Here is a 17,299-nt window from a genome sequence, read left to right as displayed (position 1 = left end):
TGCAGCCTCATGAAAGGCTGGACAGATAGTCCTCAAAGCCGAACTCGCGCACCACCTCGACACTGCCGTCGAGCTGCTTGACCACGATGGCCGGCATTTTCAGACCGTTGAACCAGTTTTTCTTGACCATGGTGTAACCCGCCGTATCGATGAACGACAGGCGATCGCCGACGGCCAGCGGACGATCGAATTGGTACTCGCCGAAGATGTCCCCGGCCAGGCAGGACTTACCGCAGACCATGTAGGTATGCTCGCCCGTGCTGGGCGCCATCTTGGCATTGAGGCGGTAGATCAGCAGATCGAGCATGTGCGCTTCGATGGAGCTGTCGACCACCGCCAGGTTCTTGCCGTTGTACAGGGTGTCGAGCACGGTCACTTCCAGCGAGGCGCAGCGGGTGATCGCCGCCTCGCCCGGTTCCAGATAGACCTGCACACCGTACTTCTCGGCGAAGCCTTTCAAGCGCGCGCAGAACGCCTCCAGCGGATAGTCGTCACCGGTGAAATGTATGCCGCCACCGAGGCTGACCCAGCTCACCTTGTGCAACAGATGGCCGAAGCGCTCTTCGATGTGCGTGAGCATCTTGTCGAACAGGCCGAAGTCGCCGTTATCGCAGTTGTTGTGGAACATGAAACCGGAAATCTGCTCGATCACAGCATCGATCTTTTCCGGGTCCCACTCGCCCAGGCGGCTGAACGGCCGCGCCGGATCGGCCAGCAGGTAATCGGAGCTGCTCACCTGCGGGTTGACGCGCAGGCCGCGAATCTTGCCTTCGCTGGCTGCGGCGAAGCGCTGCAACTGCCCGATGGAGTTGAAGATGATCTTGTCGCAGTTCTCCAGCATCTCGTCGATTTCATCATCGGCCCAGGCCACGCTGTAGGCATGGGTCTCACCGGCGAACTTCTGCCGACCCAGCTTGAGCTCGAACAGGGAGGACGAAGTGGTGCCATCCATGTACTGCTGCATCAGGTCGAACACCGACCAGGTGGCGAAGCACTTCAGGGCGAGCAGGGCCTTGGCCCCGGACTGCTGGCGTACATAGGCAATCTTTTCCATGTTGCCCAGCAGTTTCTGTTTGTCGATGAGGTAATACGGCGTATTGATCATTGCGCAGTCCGTAATAAAAGGTCGGCCAACAGGAGCCCGCCAGCCTCCTGAAAAAAGCGGAGGCGAATTGTGCCGATATCAGGCACAGATCGAAAGGCCGCGAAACATATCCTGTCCATTCTGCCATGTTTCAGATCGCCATTCGGCCGACCGCCTGTTCGTCACCGAGGATGACCAGCCGGTATGACCGACGCGTGACAATGCGCCACGGTGCTTAAAGCCTGGCCTTACTTTCCCGTACAATCGACGTTTTTCCGCAAGCGAGCGACCGTCCCCGATGATCGACCCCAAGCGCGTATTGCGCGCCCTTGCCGAGCACTGGACGTTGCTCGAGCCGCTGTGCGAACGCTTTGATACCGGCACCCTGAGCCTGATCGAGCTGCGCAACCAGCTCGGCAGCCAGTTGCCCCAGGGCACGCCCACCGACATCACCACCCTGCTCGACCAGTGGATCCGCCTGGACATCCTGGTACCGGTGGCCAAAAGCCCCAACCGTTTCGAGCTGAATGCGCAGATCCACGACTTCCTCGCCTACCTGCGCCGCGAGCACCGCCTTGGCCTGTGCCTGGAGATCGAGGCCTACCTGCGCCACCTGGAACGCCTCGCCGGCTATATTCAGGATGCCTTCGAGATCCGCGACGCCAATGACCTGGCCCGCCAGTTACGCCTGCTCGACATGCGTGTGCGCGATGTCCTGAAGAAGCTGGCCAATGACGAACAGGCCCTGGTCGGCGTGGCCGAGCGCGCCAAGACCAGTGATCGGCAGATTCCGCTGCGCCAGCGTTACGCCGAAGTGCTGGCGACCTGGGACGAGTACGTCGAACCGATGATCCAACTGGTCGCCGCCGACGGCGCCTTCGAACAGGGTGTGCGCCGCGTCGAGCAGGTGCTGCTCAAGCTCCTCGGCGAACAGCAGCGCCTCGGTCAACTGGTCGACGACGACCTGCTGTTGCGCACCCACGCGCGCATCCTGGAGATGCAGACCACGGCCCAGTTGACCCTGCGCAAGGCCCGCGAGTTGCTGCTGCCATTGCGCGAGGAAGCGCGCCGGCACAATGCCGTGACCCGCGGTGCCGCGCTAGCCCTGGCGGCGATTCGCAAGAAAGGCCTGGACGCCGTGCCGCAGGCCTCGCTGCCCCTGCACACCCGCCCGCAGAGCACTTTTCTCGGCACCGCCTCGCAGGTCGAAGCGTACGTTTATGCCCTGGCCCGCTTCGAGCCCAAGCCGACGCAGTTCCCCAAGGCCAGCGGCACGCGCAAGGGCGAACCACAACGCGCACCACGCACCGCGCGCGAGATGATCGAGCGCTGCGAGCAGGCCCTGCCCTTGCCCGACCTCATGGTCTGGCTGCTGGAGCAGGAGCCCAATGGCGCCACCGACGAATTGCTCTACTGGTTCTCGCGCCTGTCCCGCGATGGCCGCTTCCAGCGCGAGCGCCTCGAGCGCCGCGACTACCTCACCCGTGAGCATCAGGTCAGCCTGAGCTCCTACGCCCTGATCAAGCCGGCCGGGACCACGACTGCATGAATATCGACCTGAAAGAACTGACCCAACTGGCGCCGATCTTCCGCGAGCTGTTCAAGGGCTACCACATCAGCCGCCGCGACCCGGAGCTGTACGCCCAACTGTCCAACCTGCAGGACCAGTACCGCGCACTGTTCAAGTCGCTCGGCTACGAGCTGACCTGCGACACTCGTGGTTTCTACTACTTCGTGCCCGAGCAGATGGGCGCCCAGGTGAACAAGACCGCCCAGCGCCTGGCGCTGTTCACCTTCATTTTGGTCGAGCATCTGGCTGATCAGGGCCGCGACCCGCTGGCCGTGCTCGACGGCGGCAGCCTTGGTCGCGACGAGCTGCCGCCGCTACTGGACAAGTACAAGGACCTGTTCCTCCAGGCCGAAGTCACCACCCAGGAAGAACTGGAAGAGAAGGTCATGCGCCGCCTGGTCCAGCTCGGCTTCGCCAGCGAGGACAACGGTGTGTACCGCTTCCTCGCGCCGATGCACCGCTTCCTCGACGTGTGCCTGTCGGTGCAGCAGGACCGCGACCTGGCCGCCAGCCTGCACAGTGCCTTGCCGCTGCCAGCGCCGGAGCTGGTCGCCGATGAAGTCGAAGACGATATCGTGATCATCGAGCCTGCCGAAGAAACCGCCCTCGAAGAAAGCGAGGACGACGCCCTGGCTCGCGCCATGGCCGAAGAACGTGACGCCCAGGAGATCGACGCATGAGCCAGGAACGCTACGGTATCCGCCGCTTCGCCCTGCTGAACACCGCCGGCTACAGCCTCGGCCTGTTCCCGCTGGAAAACCCGCTGTCGGTGTACGGCGCCAACAACCTGGGGAAATCGGCGTCGATCAACGCCCTGCAGTTCCCGATCCTGGCGCGCATGTCCGACATGAGCTTCGGCAAGTACAGCCTGGAGGCCTCGCGCAAGTTCTACTTCGCGTCCGATACCAGCTACATCCTTGTCGAAGTCGCCCTGCCCCATGGCCCGCACGTGATCGGCGTGGCCGGTCGCGGCCCGGGCGGCGGCTTCGGCCACCAGTTCTTCGCCTATCAGGGCGAGCTGGACCTGGAGCACTACCAGAAGAACGGGACCTGCCTGCGGCAGCGCGAGCTGTTCAACAGCCTCGAGCACGAGGGCATCAAGGCCTGGGAACTCAAGCCTGAAGAACTGCGCCGCCTGCTGGTCGGCGGGCACACCTCGATTCCGCTGGACCTCACCCTGATCCCACTGCGCTCGACCAGCGAGCAAAGCCTGAAGACCTTCCGCGCGCTGTTCATCAACCTGCTGCACATGCGCGAGATCACCGCAGCCAAGCTCAAGCAGTTGTTCCTCGATGCTTTCGAACACAGCCTGCGCTCCGGCAGCGTCGACTACATCGCCGCCACCGAAGAGGCGTTCCGCGACGTGCGGCGCATGGAACAGGACTACCAGGCACTGGTCACCGCCGGCCCACTGATCGAGGCGCTGTCCGCCGGCGTAGCCCAGCGTGAAGTGCTGCGCGGCAAGCTGCATCGCCTGTCGCCACTGCTGGATAACCTGCTCGGCGTCTGGCAGGACTACTCCGGTGCGCGCCGCGACGAACTGCTCCTGCAGCACGAGCACTTCCGCGCCGAGCAGGACGGCCTGCAACACGAGCAGCGCGGTGGCACCCAGGAACTGATGCGCCTGGAGCGCGAGATCAGCGAGATCCAGCGCTGGATGGGCGAACTGGCGGCATTGAAGAACCGCTTTGCCCTGGTCGACGACGTCAAGGTACTGGAAGCGCAACTGCTCGCTGCCAAGGACGCCCACGACGAACTGGCCGGCGCCCTGGCACAGTCGCGGCAGTTCTCCGCCGAGGACCTCGACGAGCGCCTGCGTGACCTGGAGAAACGCCTGAAGTCGGTCAAGCAGCAGCTCGACCACGCCGACAACAACAGCTACTCACGCCTGCGCGAAGAGTTCAGCCAAGCCGACGTCGACCGCCTGATGCGCCTGTTCAACAGCCAACTGTTCAGCCTGCCGCTCGGCGAGAAAGGCATCCAGGCCGAGGGCGACGACTGGGTCAAGGCCGTGGAAGCGGTGCTGGATCGCTTCAAGGGCGATCACTTCGAAGTGCCCGGCCTGTCCATCGACCTCTCGCACATCGAGCCGCCGGCCCTGCAGGCCCTGGCCGACCGCGCCGCCCTGCGCGACCAGCGCGACCGCCTGGAGCGCGAGCTCAAGCAACTCAAGACCCAGCAGGCCGTTGCCGCCGACCGTGCGGCGAGCAAGGCTCAGGCCGAGCAGTTGTACAAGGACGTGCTCGACGCGCAGAAAGCGCTGGAAGACTTCCGCCGCTGCCAGACCCTGTCCGTCGAAGACGCCGGCAAGCTGGAACAACTGGCCCAGCTGGAAGCCGCCCAGGACGAACTCAAGCGCGCCGCCGACGCCTTCACCGAGCGCGTGCAGCAACTGTCCGCCAAGCTGCAGCTGGTGGGCCGCCAACTGGCTGACCTCGAAGCCAAGCAACGTACCCTGGAAGATGCCCTGCACCGACGCCAGCTGCTGCCGGCCGACCTGCCATTTGGCACGCCGTTCATGGACCCGGTCGACGACTCGCTGGATAACCTGCAGCCGCTGCTCAACGACTATCAGGACAGCTGGCAGGCGCTGCAGCGCATCGACGGGCAGATCGAGGCGTTGTACGCTCAGGTGCGCCTGAAAGGCGTGGCCAAGTTCGACAGCGAGGACGATGTCGAGCGTCGCCTTCACCTGCTGGTCAACGCCTACGCGCACCGCCAGGACGAAGCCCTGACCCTGGCCAAGGCACGCCGCGCGGCGGTCACCGATATCGCCCGCACCCTGCGCAATATCCGCAGCGACTACGACAACCTGGAACACCAACTGGCGTTGTTCAACCGTGAGATCAACAAGCGTCAGGTCTCCAACCTAGAGAGCTTCCGCATCGTCCTCGCGCCAAACAAGGACGCGCTCAAGCACATCGACCAGATCATCCACAGCGCGGGCCAGTACGAGGAAGGCGAGACCCTGTCGGTGTTCGACCTGCAGCAGAGCGGCGATCAGGACGCCAAGAACGAGGAAGCCAAGGAGTACCTGGCTCGCCTGGTCGCGGCCAACCACAACCAACTGGGCCTCAAGGACCTGTTCGAACTGGCCTTCGAGATCACCAAGGTCGGTGGCGCGCCGGTGATGCACACCGACATCGATGGCGCAGCAAGCAACGGCACGACCATGACCATCAAGGCGCTGACCAACATGTACCTGCTGCTGCACCTGATGGACCGCGAGCAGGCCGGCAAGGTGCGCCTGCCCTACTACCTCGACGAGGCGGCAGACATCGACGAACGCAACCAGCAGGCGTTGATCGAAACCAGCCTGCAACTGGGCTTCGTGCCGATCCTCGCCTCGGTGAAACCACAGGTCTCGGCCCACGTGGCCATCGACCTTGAGGGTGGCAGCGGGCCGAACGGCATCTATATCGACGAGGCAGACTGGAAGTACATCAAGCGCCGCGAAAGCGCCGCGGTGGGCACATCGGAAAGCGCCTCGGCCACTGAGCCGGCGTAAACGACAAGGGCCGCAATAGCGGCCCTTTCGTTATGCAGCTGGATCAATCGTCCTGCTGGTCTTTCAGCACCTGGCCAGTACTGGCATCCAGGTCCAGATCCCATTTCACGCCATGGGCATCGCGCAGCTCTACCTGATAGATGTACCGGCCATGCTCCTCTTCCAGCTCGGTATCACCGATCTTCGCGCCCGGATGCTTGGCCAATGCCGCAGCATTCAGTTTTTCGAAGCTCTGGATAGTACCGGCATCACGCAGCTTGAGCGCTTCGTCCGGCCCCAGGTCACGGGCTTGAGCCATACCAGCGGTTACAGTGAGAGCAGCAGCGGTAATCAGGGCAGTCAACGTCTTCATGGTGTGTATCTCCGTTGGGTTTCGACAGTTGCCAAGATACAGACCACGACTTAATTCAAACTGAACAGGTTATTTTCACTTCTCCAAGACGATTTTCGGCGCCCACTTCAGCCACTCTTCGTTGAGTTCGTCATGCAGGGCGAAGGTCTGTCCAGGCTGCGCAGGTCCACCCATCTGCGGGTTGTCCGGCGTCGCAAAGGCAATACCGCCTTCGAGCAGCGCTTCCAGCGATTCGGTCCGCACCTTCAGGCCTTTGAACAGGCCAGCATCGACGCCGATACCACTGGCGTTCCAGAAGCGGCTACTGCTACGCACCAGGGGCGCATAGCGCGGTTCGATGAGAACATGAATCAACACACGATCCGAGGTCGGGCCTAATTCGAAATCAGTGACCCTGCCCACCGGCACCTCACGGTAGCTGACCAGCACACCCGGCTTGATCGATCCCCGCCGCGCCGTACTCAGTACCAGTTTCAGACCGGTTTCACTGGCCTGTACTGAAGGCGCCTGCTTGCGTACCTCGAAATAGGCTTGTGCCTTGCCCGGTTTATCAGCGGGTAACACTTCCAGGTATTGGCCGCTGACCAGGGTTTCCAGGTTGGCCGTACGAATCAGCCCCAGTTCAGGTTTGACCACCCAGAACTGGCTGCCGACACTGGCGATACGTGCCTGAGCCTTGGTAATTCGTGCATGCAACAGAACGGCTTGCAGGTCGTCGGTCAGCTCGACTGTCTCGATCTTGCCCACATCCAGCCCTTTGTAACGGATAGCCGTCCCCGGACTCAGGCCATCGCCTGTCGGTACCTTGATCTGGATAGCCGTCCCCTCCTGCAAGGCGCTTTCGCGATCTTCGTGCAGGGTGAACCGCTGAATCTTGCGGTTGACCGGCGCTTTCATATCCGGGGTTTCAAACACCACACCGCCAGCCAGTAGGCTCTGCAAGGAATCGCTTTTCACCTCGATACCCGAAAGACCGCCAGTAATGCGAATGCCGCTGGCATTCCAGAAACGCGTCGAGCTGTTCACCAGGTTGGCGTACTCAGGCTCGATATGTGCGCCAAGCACCACGCGCTTACGATCGCGAGAGAACTGGTAGCTCTGGATACTGCCGACCTTGACCTGTCGATAGAGAATCGGACTGCCCACATCGATCGAACCAAGCACGTCGCTGAACAACACCAGGTGCAAACCGGGGGCAGCCAAGTCCAGAGGCGGTGCCTTGGCGCGTGCCACAAAATCACGCCTGGGCTTGGCATTCTTGTCCCCCGGGCGGATGGCAATGTAATTACCTTTGACCAACGCCTCCAGGCCCGAGATGCCTGCCAGGGAAATGGATGGCCTGACCACCCAGAAATCGGTCCCCTCAACCAGATAGTCCTCGGTACGCGGGTCCAGCGTCAGCTCGGCCGTAGCACCAGTCAGGTCTTCTTCGATCTTGAAGGTCTTCAGCGTACCGACCTGCACGCCTTTGTACATCACTGGGGTGCGACCGGCCTCAAGACCATCGAAATCAGTGAGCTTGATCGTCGCCTTGATGCCCGCCTGCGCTGCGTCGTAATCCTCATAGAGGCGGAACGGTAGTGTCGGGTCCGTTGCAGGACTGTCTTTGCGATGCTCTGGGGTGGCGAAGGCAATCCCCCCCGCCACGATGCTGGTCAATGACTCCGTACGCACCTTGACGCCAGATAGCCCTGCATCAATCGAGACGCCGCTGGCATTCCAGAAACGCGTGTGTTTCCTCACCAGGGAAGCGAACTCCGGCTGGATATAGACCTTGAGCTCAACCGTGGTCTGATCCTCAGCCAGGTTATAGCTCTTCACCTTCCCCACCTGAATCTGCTTGTAGAACACAGGACTATCCCGGTTCAGCGAGCCCAGACGCTCGGCCTTGAGGGTCAGATGCAGGCCAGGCACGCTATCGGATAGCGGTGGCGCCTCAGTAAGCGCCACGAAGCTGCGCTCTGATTCACCATCACCAGGGCTTACGGCAATGTAATTACCGGATACCAGCGTTTCCAGACCCGTAATCCCAGCCAGCGAAACGCTCGGCTTGACCACCCAGAATCGAGTATTGCTGCGTAACTGAGGCTCGACGCTTTTATCCATCTCAATGGTCGCGCGCACGCCACGCTGGCTGCCCTTGTCATCCAGTTCCATGCCGACCACCTTGCCGATCTGCATGCCTTTATAGATGACCTCGGTCTTGTTGACCTGGATTCCCTCGCCACTGGCAAAGAACACCTGAATCTCGATACCGGCCTGCTCATATGCGCGCCACGCCAGCCAGCCACCAATCAACAAGGCGATCAGTGGCAGTATCCAGATAGCGGACCAGTTAGTGGTTCGACGCGTTTTAGCTGTTTGCAGCTCGGTCATGATCGAGATCTGACTCCATTACCAGGGCACGCAGCAGAAGCGGTGCAGTGGAAAACAGGCACCTAGGCCTTGAAGGATATGACTTACAGACAAGCCATCAAAGGAAGCAGGGAGTAGACCAACAAGGCCTCGCTCCTGCAAGGGTTGAGAGAGGCTTATCCCTCTTCAGTGCTTCCAGCTTGCTCACCAATTTTTCCGTCGCGCAAAGCCAAACCCCCAACCCGATTACTCGGATTGGGGGTTTGGGGATAGGAGCTTGACGATGACCTACTCTCACATGGGGAAACCCCACACTACCATCGGCGATGCGTCGTTTCACTACTGAGTTCGGGATGGGATCAGGTGGTTCCAACGCTCTATGGTCGTCAAGCAATTCGGTTGCTGTATCGGTGTTTAGTCGCTACAGCGAATTGGGTATGTGATGTGGTGGTATTGCGTGTTCAGGCAAATTTTCGGTTTGTTTGTCGACTTCAACCATCGAGCACACAAACAGCAAATTGTTTGGGTGTTATATGGTCAAGCCTCACGGGCAATTAGTATTGGTTAGCTCAACGCCTCACAGCGCTTACACACCCAACCTATCAACGTCGTAGTCTTCGACGGCCCTTTAGGGAGCTCAAGGCTCCAGTGAGATCTCATCTTGAGGCAAGTTTCCCGCTTAGATGCTTTCAGCGGTTATCTTTTCCGAACATAGCTACCCGGCAATGCCACTGGCGTGACAACCGGAACACCAGAGGTTCGTCCACTCCGGTCCTCTCGTACTAGGAGCAGCCCCTCTCAAATCTCAAACGTCCACGGCAGATAGGGACCGAACTGTCTCACGACGTTCTAAACCCAGCTCGCGTACCACTTTAAATGGCGAACAGCCATACCCTTGGGACCGGCTTCAGCCCCAGGATGTGATGAGCCGACATCGAGGTGCCAAACACCGCCGTCGATATGAACTCTTGGGCGGTATCAGCCTGTTATCCCCGGAGTACCTTTTATCCGTTGAGCGATGGCCCTTCCATACAGAACCACCGGATCACTAAGACCTACTTTCGTACCTGCTCGACGTGTCTGTCTCGCAGTCAAGCGCGCTTTTGCCTTTATACTCTACGACCGATTTCCGACCGGTCTGAGCGCACCTTCGTACTCCTCCGTTACTCTTTAGGAGGAGACCGCCCCAGTCAAACTACCCACCATACACTGTCCTCGATCCGGATAACGGACCAGAGTTAGAACCTCAAAGTTGCCAGGGTGGTATTTCAAGGTTGGCTCCACGCAAACTGGCGTTCACGCTTCAAAGCCTCCCACCTATCCTACACAAGCAAATTCAAAGTCCAGTGCAAAGCTATAGTAAAGGTTCACGGGGTCTTTCCGTCTAGCCGCGGATACACTGCATCTTCACAGCGATTTCAATTTCACTGAGTCTCGGGTGGAGACAGCGCCGCCATCGTTACGCCATTCGTGCAGGTCGGAACTTACCCGACAAGGAATTTCGCTACCTTAGGACCGTTATAGTTACGGCCGCCGTTTACCGGGGCTTCGATCAAGAGCTTCGCTTGCGCTAACCCCATCAATTAACCTTCCGGCACCGGGCAGGCGTCACACCCTATACGTCCACTTTCGTGTTTGCAGAGTGCTGTGTTTTTAATAAACAGTCGCAGCGGCCTGGTATCTTCGACCGGCATGAGCTTACGGAGCAAGTCCTTCACCCTCACCGGCGCACCTTCTCCCGAAGTTACGGTGCCATTTTGCCTAGTTCCTTCACCCGAGTTCTCTCAAGCGCCTTGGTATTCTCTACCCAACCACCTGTGTCGGTTTGGGGTACGGTTCCTAGTTACCTGAAGCTTAGAGGCTTTTCCTGGAAGCATGGCATCAACCACTTCACGCTCTAAAAGAGCGCTCGTCATCAGCTCTCGGCATTAAGACCCCGGATTTACCTAAGATCTCTGCCTACCACCTTAAACACGGACAACCAACGCCGTGCTGGCCTAGCCTTCTCCGTCCCCCCATCGCAGTAACTAGAAGTACAGGAATATTAACCTGTTTCCCATCGACTACGCATTTCTGCCTCGCCTTAGGGACCGACTAACCCTGCGTCGATTAACGTTGCGCAGGAAACCTTGGTCTTTCGGCGTGCGAGTTTTTCACTCGCATTGTCGTTACTCATGTCAGCATTCGCACTTCTGATACCTCCAGCCAGCTTCTCAACTGACCTTCACAGGCTTACAGAACGCTCCTCTACCGCATCACTTACGTGATACCCGTAGCTTCGGTGTATGGTTTGAGCCCCGTTACATCTTCCGCGCAGGCCGACTCGACTAGTGAGCTATTACGCTTTCTTTAAAGGGTGGCTGCTTCTAAGCCAACCTCCTAGCTGTCTAAGCCTTCCCACATCGTTTCCCACTTAACCATAACTTTGGGACCTTAGCTGACGGTCTGGGTTGTTTCCCTTTTCACGACGGACGTTAGCACCCGCCGTGTGTCTCCCATGCTCGGCACTTGTAGGTATTCGGAGTTTGCATCGGTTTGGTAAGTCGGGATGACCCCCTAGCCGAAACAGTGCTCTACCCCCTACAGTGATACATGAGGCGCTACCTAAATAGCTTTCGAGGAGAACCAGCTATCTCCGAGCTTGATTAGCCTTTCACTCCGATCCACAGGTCATCCGCTAACTTTTCAACGGTAGTCGGTTCGGTCCTCCAGTTAGTGTTACCCAACCTTCAACCTGCCCATGGATAGATCGCCCGGTTTCGGGTCTATACCCAGCGACTAAACGCCCTATTAAGACTCGCTTTCGCTACGCCTCCCCTATTCGGTTAAGCTTGCCACTGAATATAAGTCGCTGACCCATTATACAAAAGGTACGCAGTCACCCAACAAAGTAGGCTCCCACTGCTTGTACGCATACGGTTTCAGGATCTATTTCACTCCCCTCTCCGGGGTTCTTTTCGCCTTTCCCTCACGGTACTAGTTCACTATCGGTCAGTCAGTAGTATTTAGCCTTGGAGGATGGTCCCCCCATATTCAGACAAAGTTTCTCGTGCTCCGTCCTACTCGATTTCATTGATAAGAGATTTTCGCGTACAGGGCTATCACCCACTATGGCCGCACTTTCCAGAGCGTTCCGCTAATCTCAAATCAACTTAAGGGCTAGTCCCCGTTCGCTCGCCACTACTAAGGGAATCTCGGTTGATTTCTTTTCCTCAGGGTACTTAGATGTTTCAGTTCCCCTGGTTCGCCTCTTGCACCTATGTATTCAGTACAAGATAACCATCTTATGATGGCTGGGTTCCCCCATTCAGAGATCTCCGGATCAAAGTCTGTTTGCCGACTCCCCGAAGCTTTTCGCAGGCTACCACGTCTTTCATCGCCTCTGACTGCCAAGGCATCCACCGTATGCGCTTCTTCACTTGACCATATAACCCCAAGCAATCTGGTTACTGTCTCAAACGTGAAGACGACATTCGCCGAAAATTTGCAATATAGAGAACACGCAAATTTTACCTTGACTTGAATAACTACCAGTGAAAGTAATTATCCAGTCTACTTCTATCACATACCCAAATTTTTAAAGAACAGTTCTGGCGCAAAGACCAGAACTCAACACCCCAACCCCTACGGGCAGATGCTCAGTTCTGAGCTTTCAACGATTATCGAGTTAATGGTGGAGCCAAGGAGGATCGAACTCCTGACCTCCTGCGTGCAAAGCAGGCGCTCTCCCAGCTGAGCTATGGCCCCATTTACGGACTTGGCCACATCCCTTGACAATTGGTGGGTCTGGGCAGATTCGAACTGCCGACCTCACCCTTATCAGGGGTGCGCTCTAACCAACTGAGCTACAGACCCAATCGTCTAACTCTCGGGTGTAAACCCAATCGCTTTTCGCAAGTGAATCAAGCAATTCGTGTGGGAGCTTATGATAAAGCTGATGTCGTCGATTAAGGAGGTGATCCAGCCGCAGGTTCCCCTACGGCTACCTTGTTACGACTTCACCCCAGTCATGAATCACTCCGTGGTAACCGTCCCCCTTGCGGTTAGACTAGCTACTTCTGGAGCAACCCACTCCCATGGTGTGACGGGCGGTGTGTACAAGGCCCGGGAACGTATTCACCGTGACATTCTGATTCACGATTACTAGCGATTCCGACTTCACGCAGTCGAGTTGCAGACTGCGATCCGGACTACGATCGGTTTTATGGGATTAGCTCCACCTCGCGGCTTGGCAACCCTTTGTACCGACCATTGTAGCACGTGTGTAGCCCTGGCCGTAAGGGCCATGATGACTTGACGTCATCCCCACCTTCCTCCGGTTTGTCACCGGCAGTCTCCTTAGAGTGCCCACCATAACGTGCTGGTAACTAAGGACAAGGGTTGCGCTCGTTACGGGACTTAACCCAACATCTCACGACACGAGCTGACGACAGCCATGCAGCACCTGTGTCTGAGTTCCCGAAGGCACCAATCTATCTCTAGAAAGTTCTCAGCATGTCAAGGCCAGGTAAGGTTCTTCGCGTTGCTTCGAATTAAACCACATGCTCCACCGCTTGTGCGGGCCCCCGTCAATTCATTTGAGTTTTAACCTTGCGGCCGTACTCCCCAGGCGGTCGACTTAATGCGTTAGCTGCGCCACTAAGATCTCAAGGATCCCAACGGCTAGTCGACATCGTTTACGGCGTGGACTACCAGGGTATCTAATCCTGTTTGCTCCCCACGCTTTCGCACCTCAGTGTCAGTATCAGTCCAGGTAGTCGCCTTCGCCACTGGTGTTCCTTCCTATATCTACGCATTTCACCGCTACACAGGAAATTCCACTACCCTCTACCGTACTCTAGCTCAGTAGTTTTGGATGCAGTTCCCAGGTTGAGCCCAGGGCTTTCACATTCAACTTGCTGAACCACCTACGCGCGCTTTACGCCCAGTAATTCCGATTAACGCTTGCACCCTTCGTATTACCGCGGCTGCTGGCACGAAGTTAGCCGGTGCTTATTCTGTCGGTAACGTCAAAATTGCAACGTATTAGGTTACAACCCTTCCTCCCAACTTAAAGTGCTTTACAATCCGAAGACCTTCTTCACACACGCGGCATGGCTGGATCAGGCTTTCGCCCATTGTCCAATATTCCCCACTGCTGCCTCCCGTAGGAGTCTGGACCGTGTCTCAGTTCCAGTGTGACTGATCATCCTCTCAGACCAGTTACGGATCGTCGCCTTGGTGAGCCTTTACCCCACCAACTAGCTAATCCGACCTAGGCTCATCTGATAGCGCAAGGCCCGAAGGTCCCCTGCTTTCTCCCGTAGGACGTATGCGGTATTAGCGTTCCTTTCGGAACGTTATCCCCCACTACCAGGCAGATTCCTAGGCATTACTCACCCGTCCGCCGCTAAATCAGAGAGCAAGCTCTCTTCATCCGCTCGACTTGCATGTGTTAGGCCTGCCGCCAGCGTTCAATCTGAGCCATGATCAAACTCTTCAGTTCAATACTGCTTGGGTTTTGAGAAAACCCTAAACTTGGCTCAGCAATCGCAAATAAACTCTCGAATTCACGAGTGTTACTTGTGTTGCTGACAATCATTTGACTATCAGTCTTACATCACAAGCACCCACACGAATTGCTTGATTCAAGTTGTTAAAGAGCGTTTCGATCAAGCCTTTCGTCTCAACCGAGGCCGCGCATTCTACAGCAGCCTTTCAATCTGTCAAGCTGTTTTTGAAGAATTTTTCGTTTCTTCTCAACCGCCTGCGCTTCGGATCAGCAGAGCTTCTCATCAGCGGGAGGCGCATTCTACAGCGTTACAAACCGCTGTCAACACCTCCTTTCCAGCATCTTCAGTCGCTCCCGACTGAAGCGCTGACAGGTCTAAACCACCACCTTGTCAGCCCGGCGCATTCTACTTGAATCCGCCACCGTTGCAACCTTTATTTTCGTCTAACTTCTTGTTTATCAAGGAGTTTTTCGATCCGACTGCACCGGAAGTGGTGCGCATTATAGGGGACCAAAATTTAACGTCAACCCTTAAATGACAGTTTGTTGTCATATATGCCCGAAAGACTGAAATCCTTGGCCGAAAACACGGAGCCCAACCCTCGTAGCTATTTAACAACGCTGTTTTTGCCTTCTGCAGCAGCACCCCCCCTCCTCCATCGCGAGCCTCTGCCCTAACAAAGCAGCACGCCCTGCGCCTCCTCCTTATAGATAGAAGAGACCATGTACCAGGAGCATCACAGATGCATGCAGCGGCGACGCCCCCAACCAAAAGGAGAACAGGAAAGTTATTAATGCAGAGAAGGAGTCGCTGAGAGCTGGCATGAGGCAGGACGCCTCAAGAGGTATAAAGGACTCATGCCTCGCCAACCGAAGCATGAGCCTGAAAGCTCCGTGCACACTACAGGACACAGAGCGGAAGGACAGGATTACTCGGCCGTACGCCGACGACGCATCTGCAGCAGATACTGAACCGGGCCGGAGGCGGCATAGGCAACGAAGATCAGCAGCAGGATACGTGGCGGATCGCTGAACACCACAGCGAACACTAACACCACCACCAAGATGGCCACGAAAGGCACACGTCCTTTAAGGTCCAAATCCTTGAAGCTGTTGTACTTGATGTTGCTGACCATCAGGGTTCCGGCAGCTGCCACCAACAGCGCGACAACAAAAGCCATATTGGAGCCCTTGATACCGAAATCACTGAATGCCCAGACCGTACCCGCCACCAGCGCTGCAGCTGCAGGACTGGCCAGACCAATGAAGTAACGCTTATCAGCCTTGCCGACCATGGTATTGAAGCGCGCCAAGCGCAGTGCAGCACCCGCCACATAGATGAAGGCAACCATCCAGCCGACCTTACCCAAGCTACCCAGCGCCCACTCGAAGGCGACCAGGGCAGGCGCCACGCCGAAAGCGACCATATCAGACAGCGAGTCATACTCGGCACCGAAGGCACTTTGCGTGTTGGTCAGTCGCGCCACACGTCCATCCAGGCCATCGAGTACCATGGCCACGAAAATGGCGATCGCCGCGTGGTCGAACTGGCCGTTCATACCATTGACGATGGCATAGAACCCGGAGAACAACGCCGCGGTGGTGAACAGATTGGGCAGTAGATAGATACCGCGATGGCGAACCTTGCGGCCTTCGGCATCATGCCCCTCCTCCACATGCTCATCGATGGGCAGGAGACTTTCCTCGTCGGGCGCTTTGCCGGGTTCCTCGGGACGTTCGTTCATGAACACTACCTTGCAGCGATTTGAATGATTTTCGACAGAAACGGCTGACAGAGGTTCGTCGGCCGCTCCATGCAAACGAATGGGCTTTATACCAGAAGCCCGCCGCGAGCATAAAAAAACGCGGCCTAGGCCGCGCTTTTTCTCACATCGACGTCCTTAGTTCTTGGACTTGTCGACGATCTTATTGGCCGAAATCCACGGCATCATCGAGCGCAGTTGCTCGCCGATGATTTCGATACCGTGTGCGGCGTTGTTACGACGCTTGGCAGTCATCGACGGGTAGCCCGTAGCGCCTTCGCTGATGAACATCTTCGCGTATTCACCATCCTGGATGCGCTTCAGGGCGTTACGCATGGCTTGTCGGGATTCGGCGTTGATGACTTCAGGACCCGTCACGTACTCGCCGTACTCGGCATTGTTGGAGATCGAGTAGTTCATGTTGGCGATGCCGCCTTCGTACATGAGATCAACGATCAGCTTCAGCTCGTGCAGGCACTCGAAGTAGGCCATTTCCGGCGCATAGCCGGCTTCGACCAGAGTCTCGAAACCAGCTTTGACCAGCTCGACGCAACCGCCGCACAGAACAGCCTGCTCGCCGAACAGGTCAGTTTCGGTCTCGTCTTTGAAGGTCGTTTCGATGATGCCGGTACGACCACCACCAACGCCAGCAGCGTAGGACAGGGCAACGTTCTTGGCATTGCCCGAAGCGTCTTGGTAGATGGCGATCAGGTCAGGGATACCGCCGCCCTTGACGAACTCGGAACGCACGGTGTGGCCCGGGGCCTTCGGCGCAATCATGATCACGTCGAGGTCGGCACGCGGTACGACCTGGTTGTAGTGGATGGCAAAACCGTGGGAGAACGCCAGGGTTGCGCCCTTCTTGATATTCGGCTCGATTTCGTTCTTGTACAGCTGGCCCTGGAACTCGTCCGGGGTCAGGATCATGACCAGATCGGCAGCAGCAACGGCGCTGGCAACATCGGAGACTTTCAGGCCGTGGGCCTCAGCCTTGGCGACAGTAGCCGAACCTTTGCGCAGACCAATGGTAACGTCGACGCCCGAGTCCTTCAGGTTGCACGCCTGGGCATGGCCCTGGGAGCCATAGCCGATGATGGCGACTTTCTTGCCCTGGATGATCGAGAGGTCGCAGTCTTTGTCGTAAAACACTTTCATGGGAATTCCCCTGGTTTGTCT

The 17,299-nt window shown here is 57.6% G+C and carries 8 protein-coding genes, 2 tRNA genes and 3 rRNA genes; 3 read left to right on the top strand and 10 right to left on the bottom strand.

What is annotated here, in order from left to right; all coding sequences use genetic code 11:
- Positions 1-7 precede the first annotated feature (7 nt).
- Positions 8-1,105, bottom strand: a complete 1,098-nt coding sequence (locus tag ACWPW0_RS05160) for a carboxynorspermidine decarboxylase (protein ID WP_454254631.1) — start codon at positions 1,103-1,105, stop codon at positions 8-10.
- A 277-nt stretch (positions 1,106-1,382) separates the two neighbouring features.
- Here ACWPW0_RS05160 and mksB point away from each other — a divergent pair, with 277 nt between their 5' ends.
- Genes mksB through mksF form a run of 3 tightly spaced genes read left to right on the top strand, consistent with a single transcriptional unit; the run spans position 1,383 to position 6,162 of the window.
- The gene (gene mksB, locus ACWPW0_RS05155) at positions 1,383-2,633 is read left to right on the top strand and encodes an Mks condensin complex protein MksB (RefSeq protein WP_454254630.1); all 1,251 of its coding nucleotides are present in this window, start codon (positions 1,383-1,385) and stop codon (positions 2,631-2,633) included.
- Positions 2,630-3,334, top strand: coding sequence for an Mks condensin complex protein MksE (gene mksE, locus ACWPW0_RS05150; protein ID WP_454254629.1), 705 nt, complete (start codon positions 2,630-2,632; stop codon positions 3,332-3,334). The genes mksB and mksE overlap by 4 nt, the downstream gene beginning before the upstream one ends.
- Complete coding sequence (mksF, locus tag ACWPW0_RS05145) at positions 3,331-6,162, top strand: Mks condensin complex protein MksF (protein ID WP_454254628.1); 2,832 nt, start codon at positions 3,331-3,333, stop codon at positions 6,160-6,162. The genes mksE and mksF overlap by 4 nt, the downstream gene beginning before the upstream one ends.
- Positions 6,163-6,205: 43 nt before the next feature.
- Here mksF and ACWPW0_RS05140 read toward each other — a convergent pair whose 3' ends face one another.
- From ACWPW0_RS05140 to ilvC, 9 genes are all read right to left on the bottom strand, one after another.
- Entirely contained in the window at positions 6,206-6,514 is a 309-nt protein-coding gene (locus ACWPW0_RS05140; RefSeq protein ID WP_447589619.1) for a PepSY domain-containing protein, read from the bottom strand.
- 75 nt (positions 6,515-6,589) lie between these two features.
- A complete protein-coding gene (locus ACWPW0_RS05135) occupies positions 6,590-8,890 on the bottom strand; it encodes an MlaD family protein (RefSeq protein ID WP_454254627.1) in 2,301 nt (766 codons plus the stop codon).
- A gap of 254 nt (positions 8,891-9,144) precedes the next feature.
- Positions 9,145-9,260, bottom strand: a 5S ribosomal RNA gene (rrf, locus tag ACWPW0_RS05130).
- Between the two features lie 142 nt (positions 9,261-9,402).
- A 23S ribosomal RNA gene (locus ACWPW0_RS05125) occupies positions 9,403-12,294 on the bottom strand.
- A 246-nt stretch (positions 12,295-12,540) separates the two neighbouring features.
- A tRNA-Ala gene (locus ACWPW0_RS05120) sits at positions 12,541-12,616 on the bottom strand.
- A 31-nt stretch (positions 12,617-12,647) separates the two neighbouring features.
- Positions 12,648-12,724: transfer RNA gene (locus tag ACWPW0_RS05115), tRNA-Ile, on the bottom strand.
- Between the two features lie 93 nt (positions 12,725-12,817).
- Positions 12,818-14,354, bottom strand: a 16S ribosomal RNA gene (locus ACWPW0_RS05110).
- The 16S, 23S and 5S rRNA genes sit together here with 2 tRNA genes alongside, the layout of an rRNA operon.
- A gap of 935 nt (positions 14,355-15,289) precedes the next feature.
- The gene (gene pssA, locus ACWPW0_RS05105; protein ID WP_447589615.1) at positions 15,290-16,105 is read right to left on the bottom strand and encodes a CDP-diacylglycerol--serine O-phosphatidyltransferase; all 816 of its coding nucleotides are present in this window, start codon (positions 16,103-16,105) and stop codon (positions 15,290-15,292) included.
- A gap of 156 nt (positions 16,106-16,261) precedes the next feature.
- Complete coding sequence (gene ilvC / locus ACWPW0_RS05100; protein WP_447589613.1) at positions 16,262-17,278, bottom strand: ketol-acid reductoisomerase; 1,017 nt, start codon at positions 17,276-17,278, stop codon at positions 16,262-16,264.
- Positions 17,279-17,299: the final 21 nt, after the last annotated feature.

This window comes from Pseudomonas sp. Marseille-Q8238 (assembly GCF_965111915.1).
This window is presented reverse-complemented; position numbering and strand designations above follow the sequence as displayed.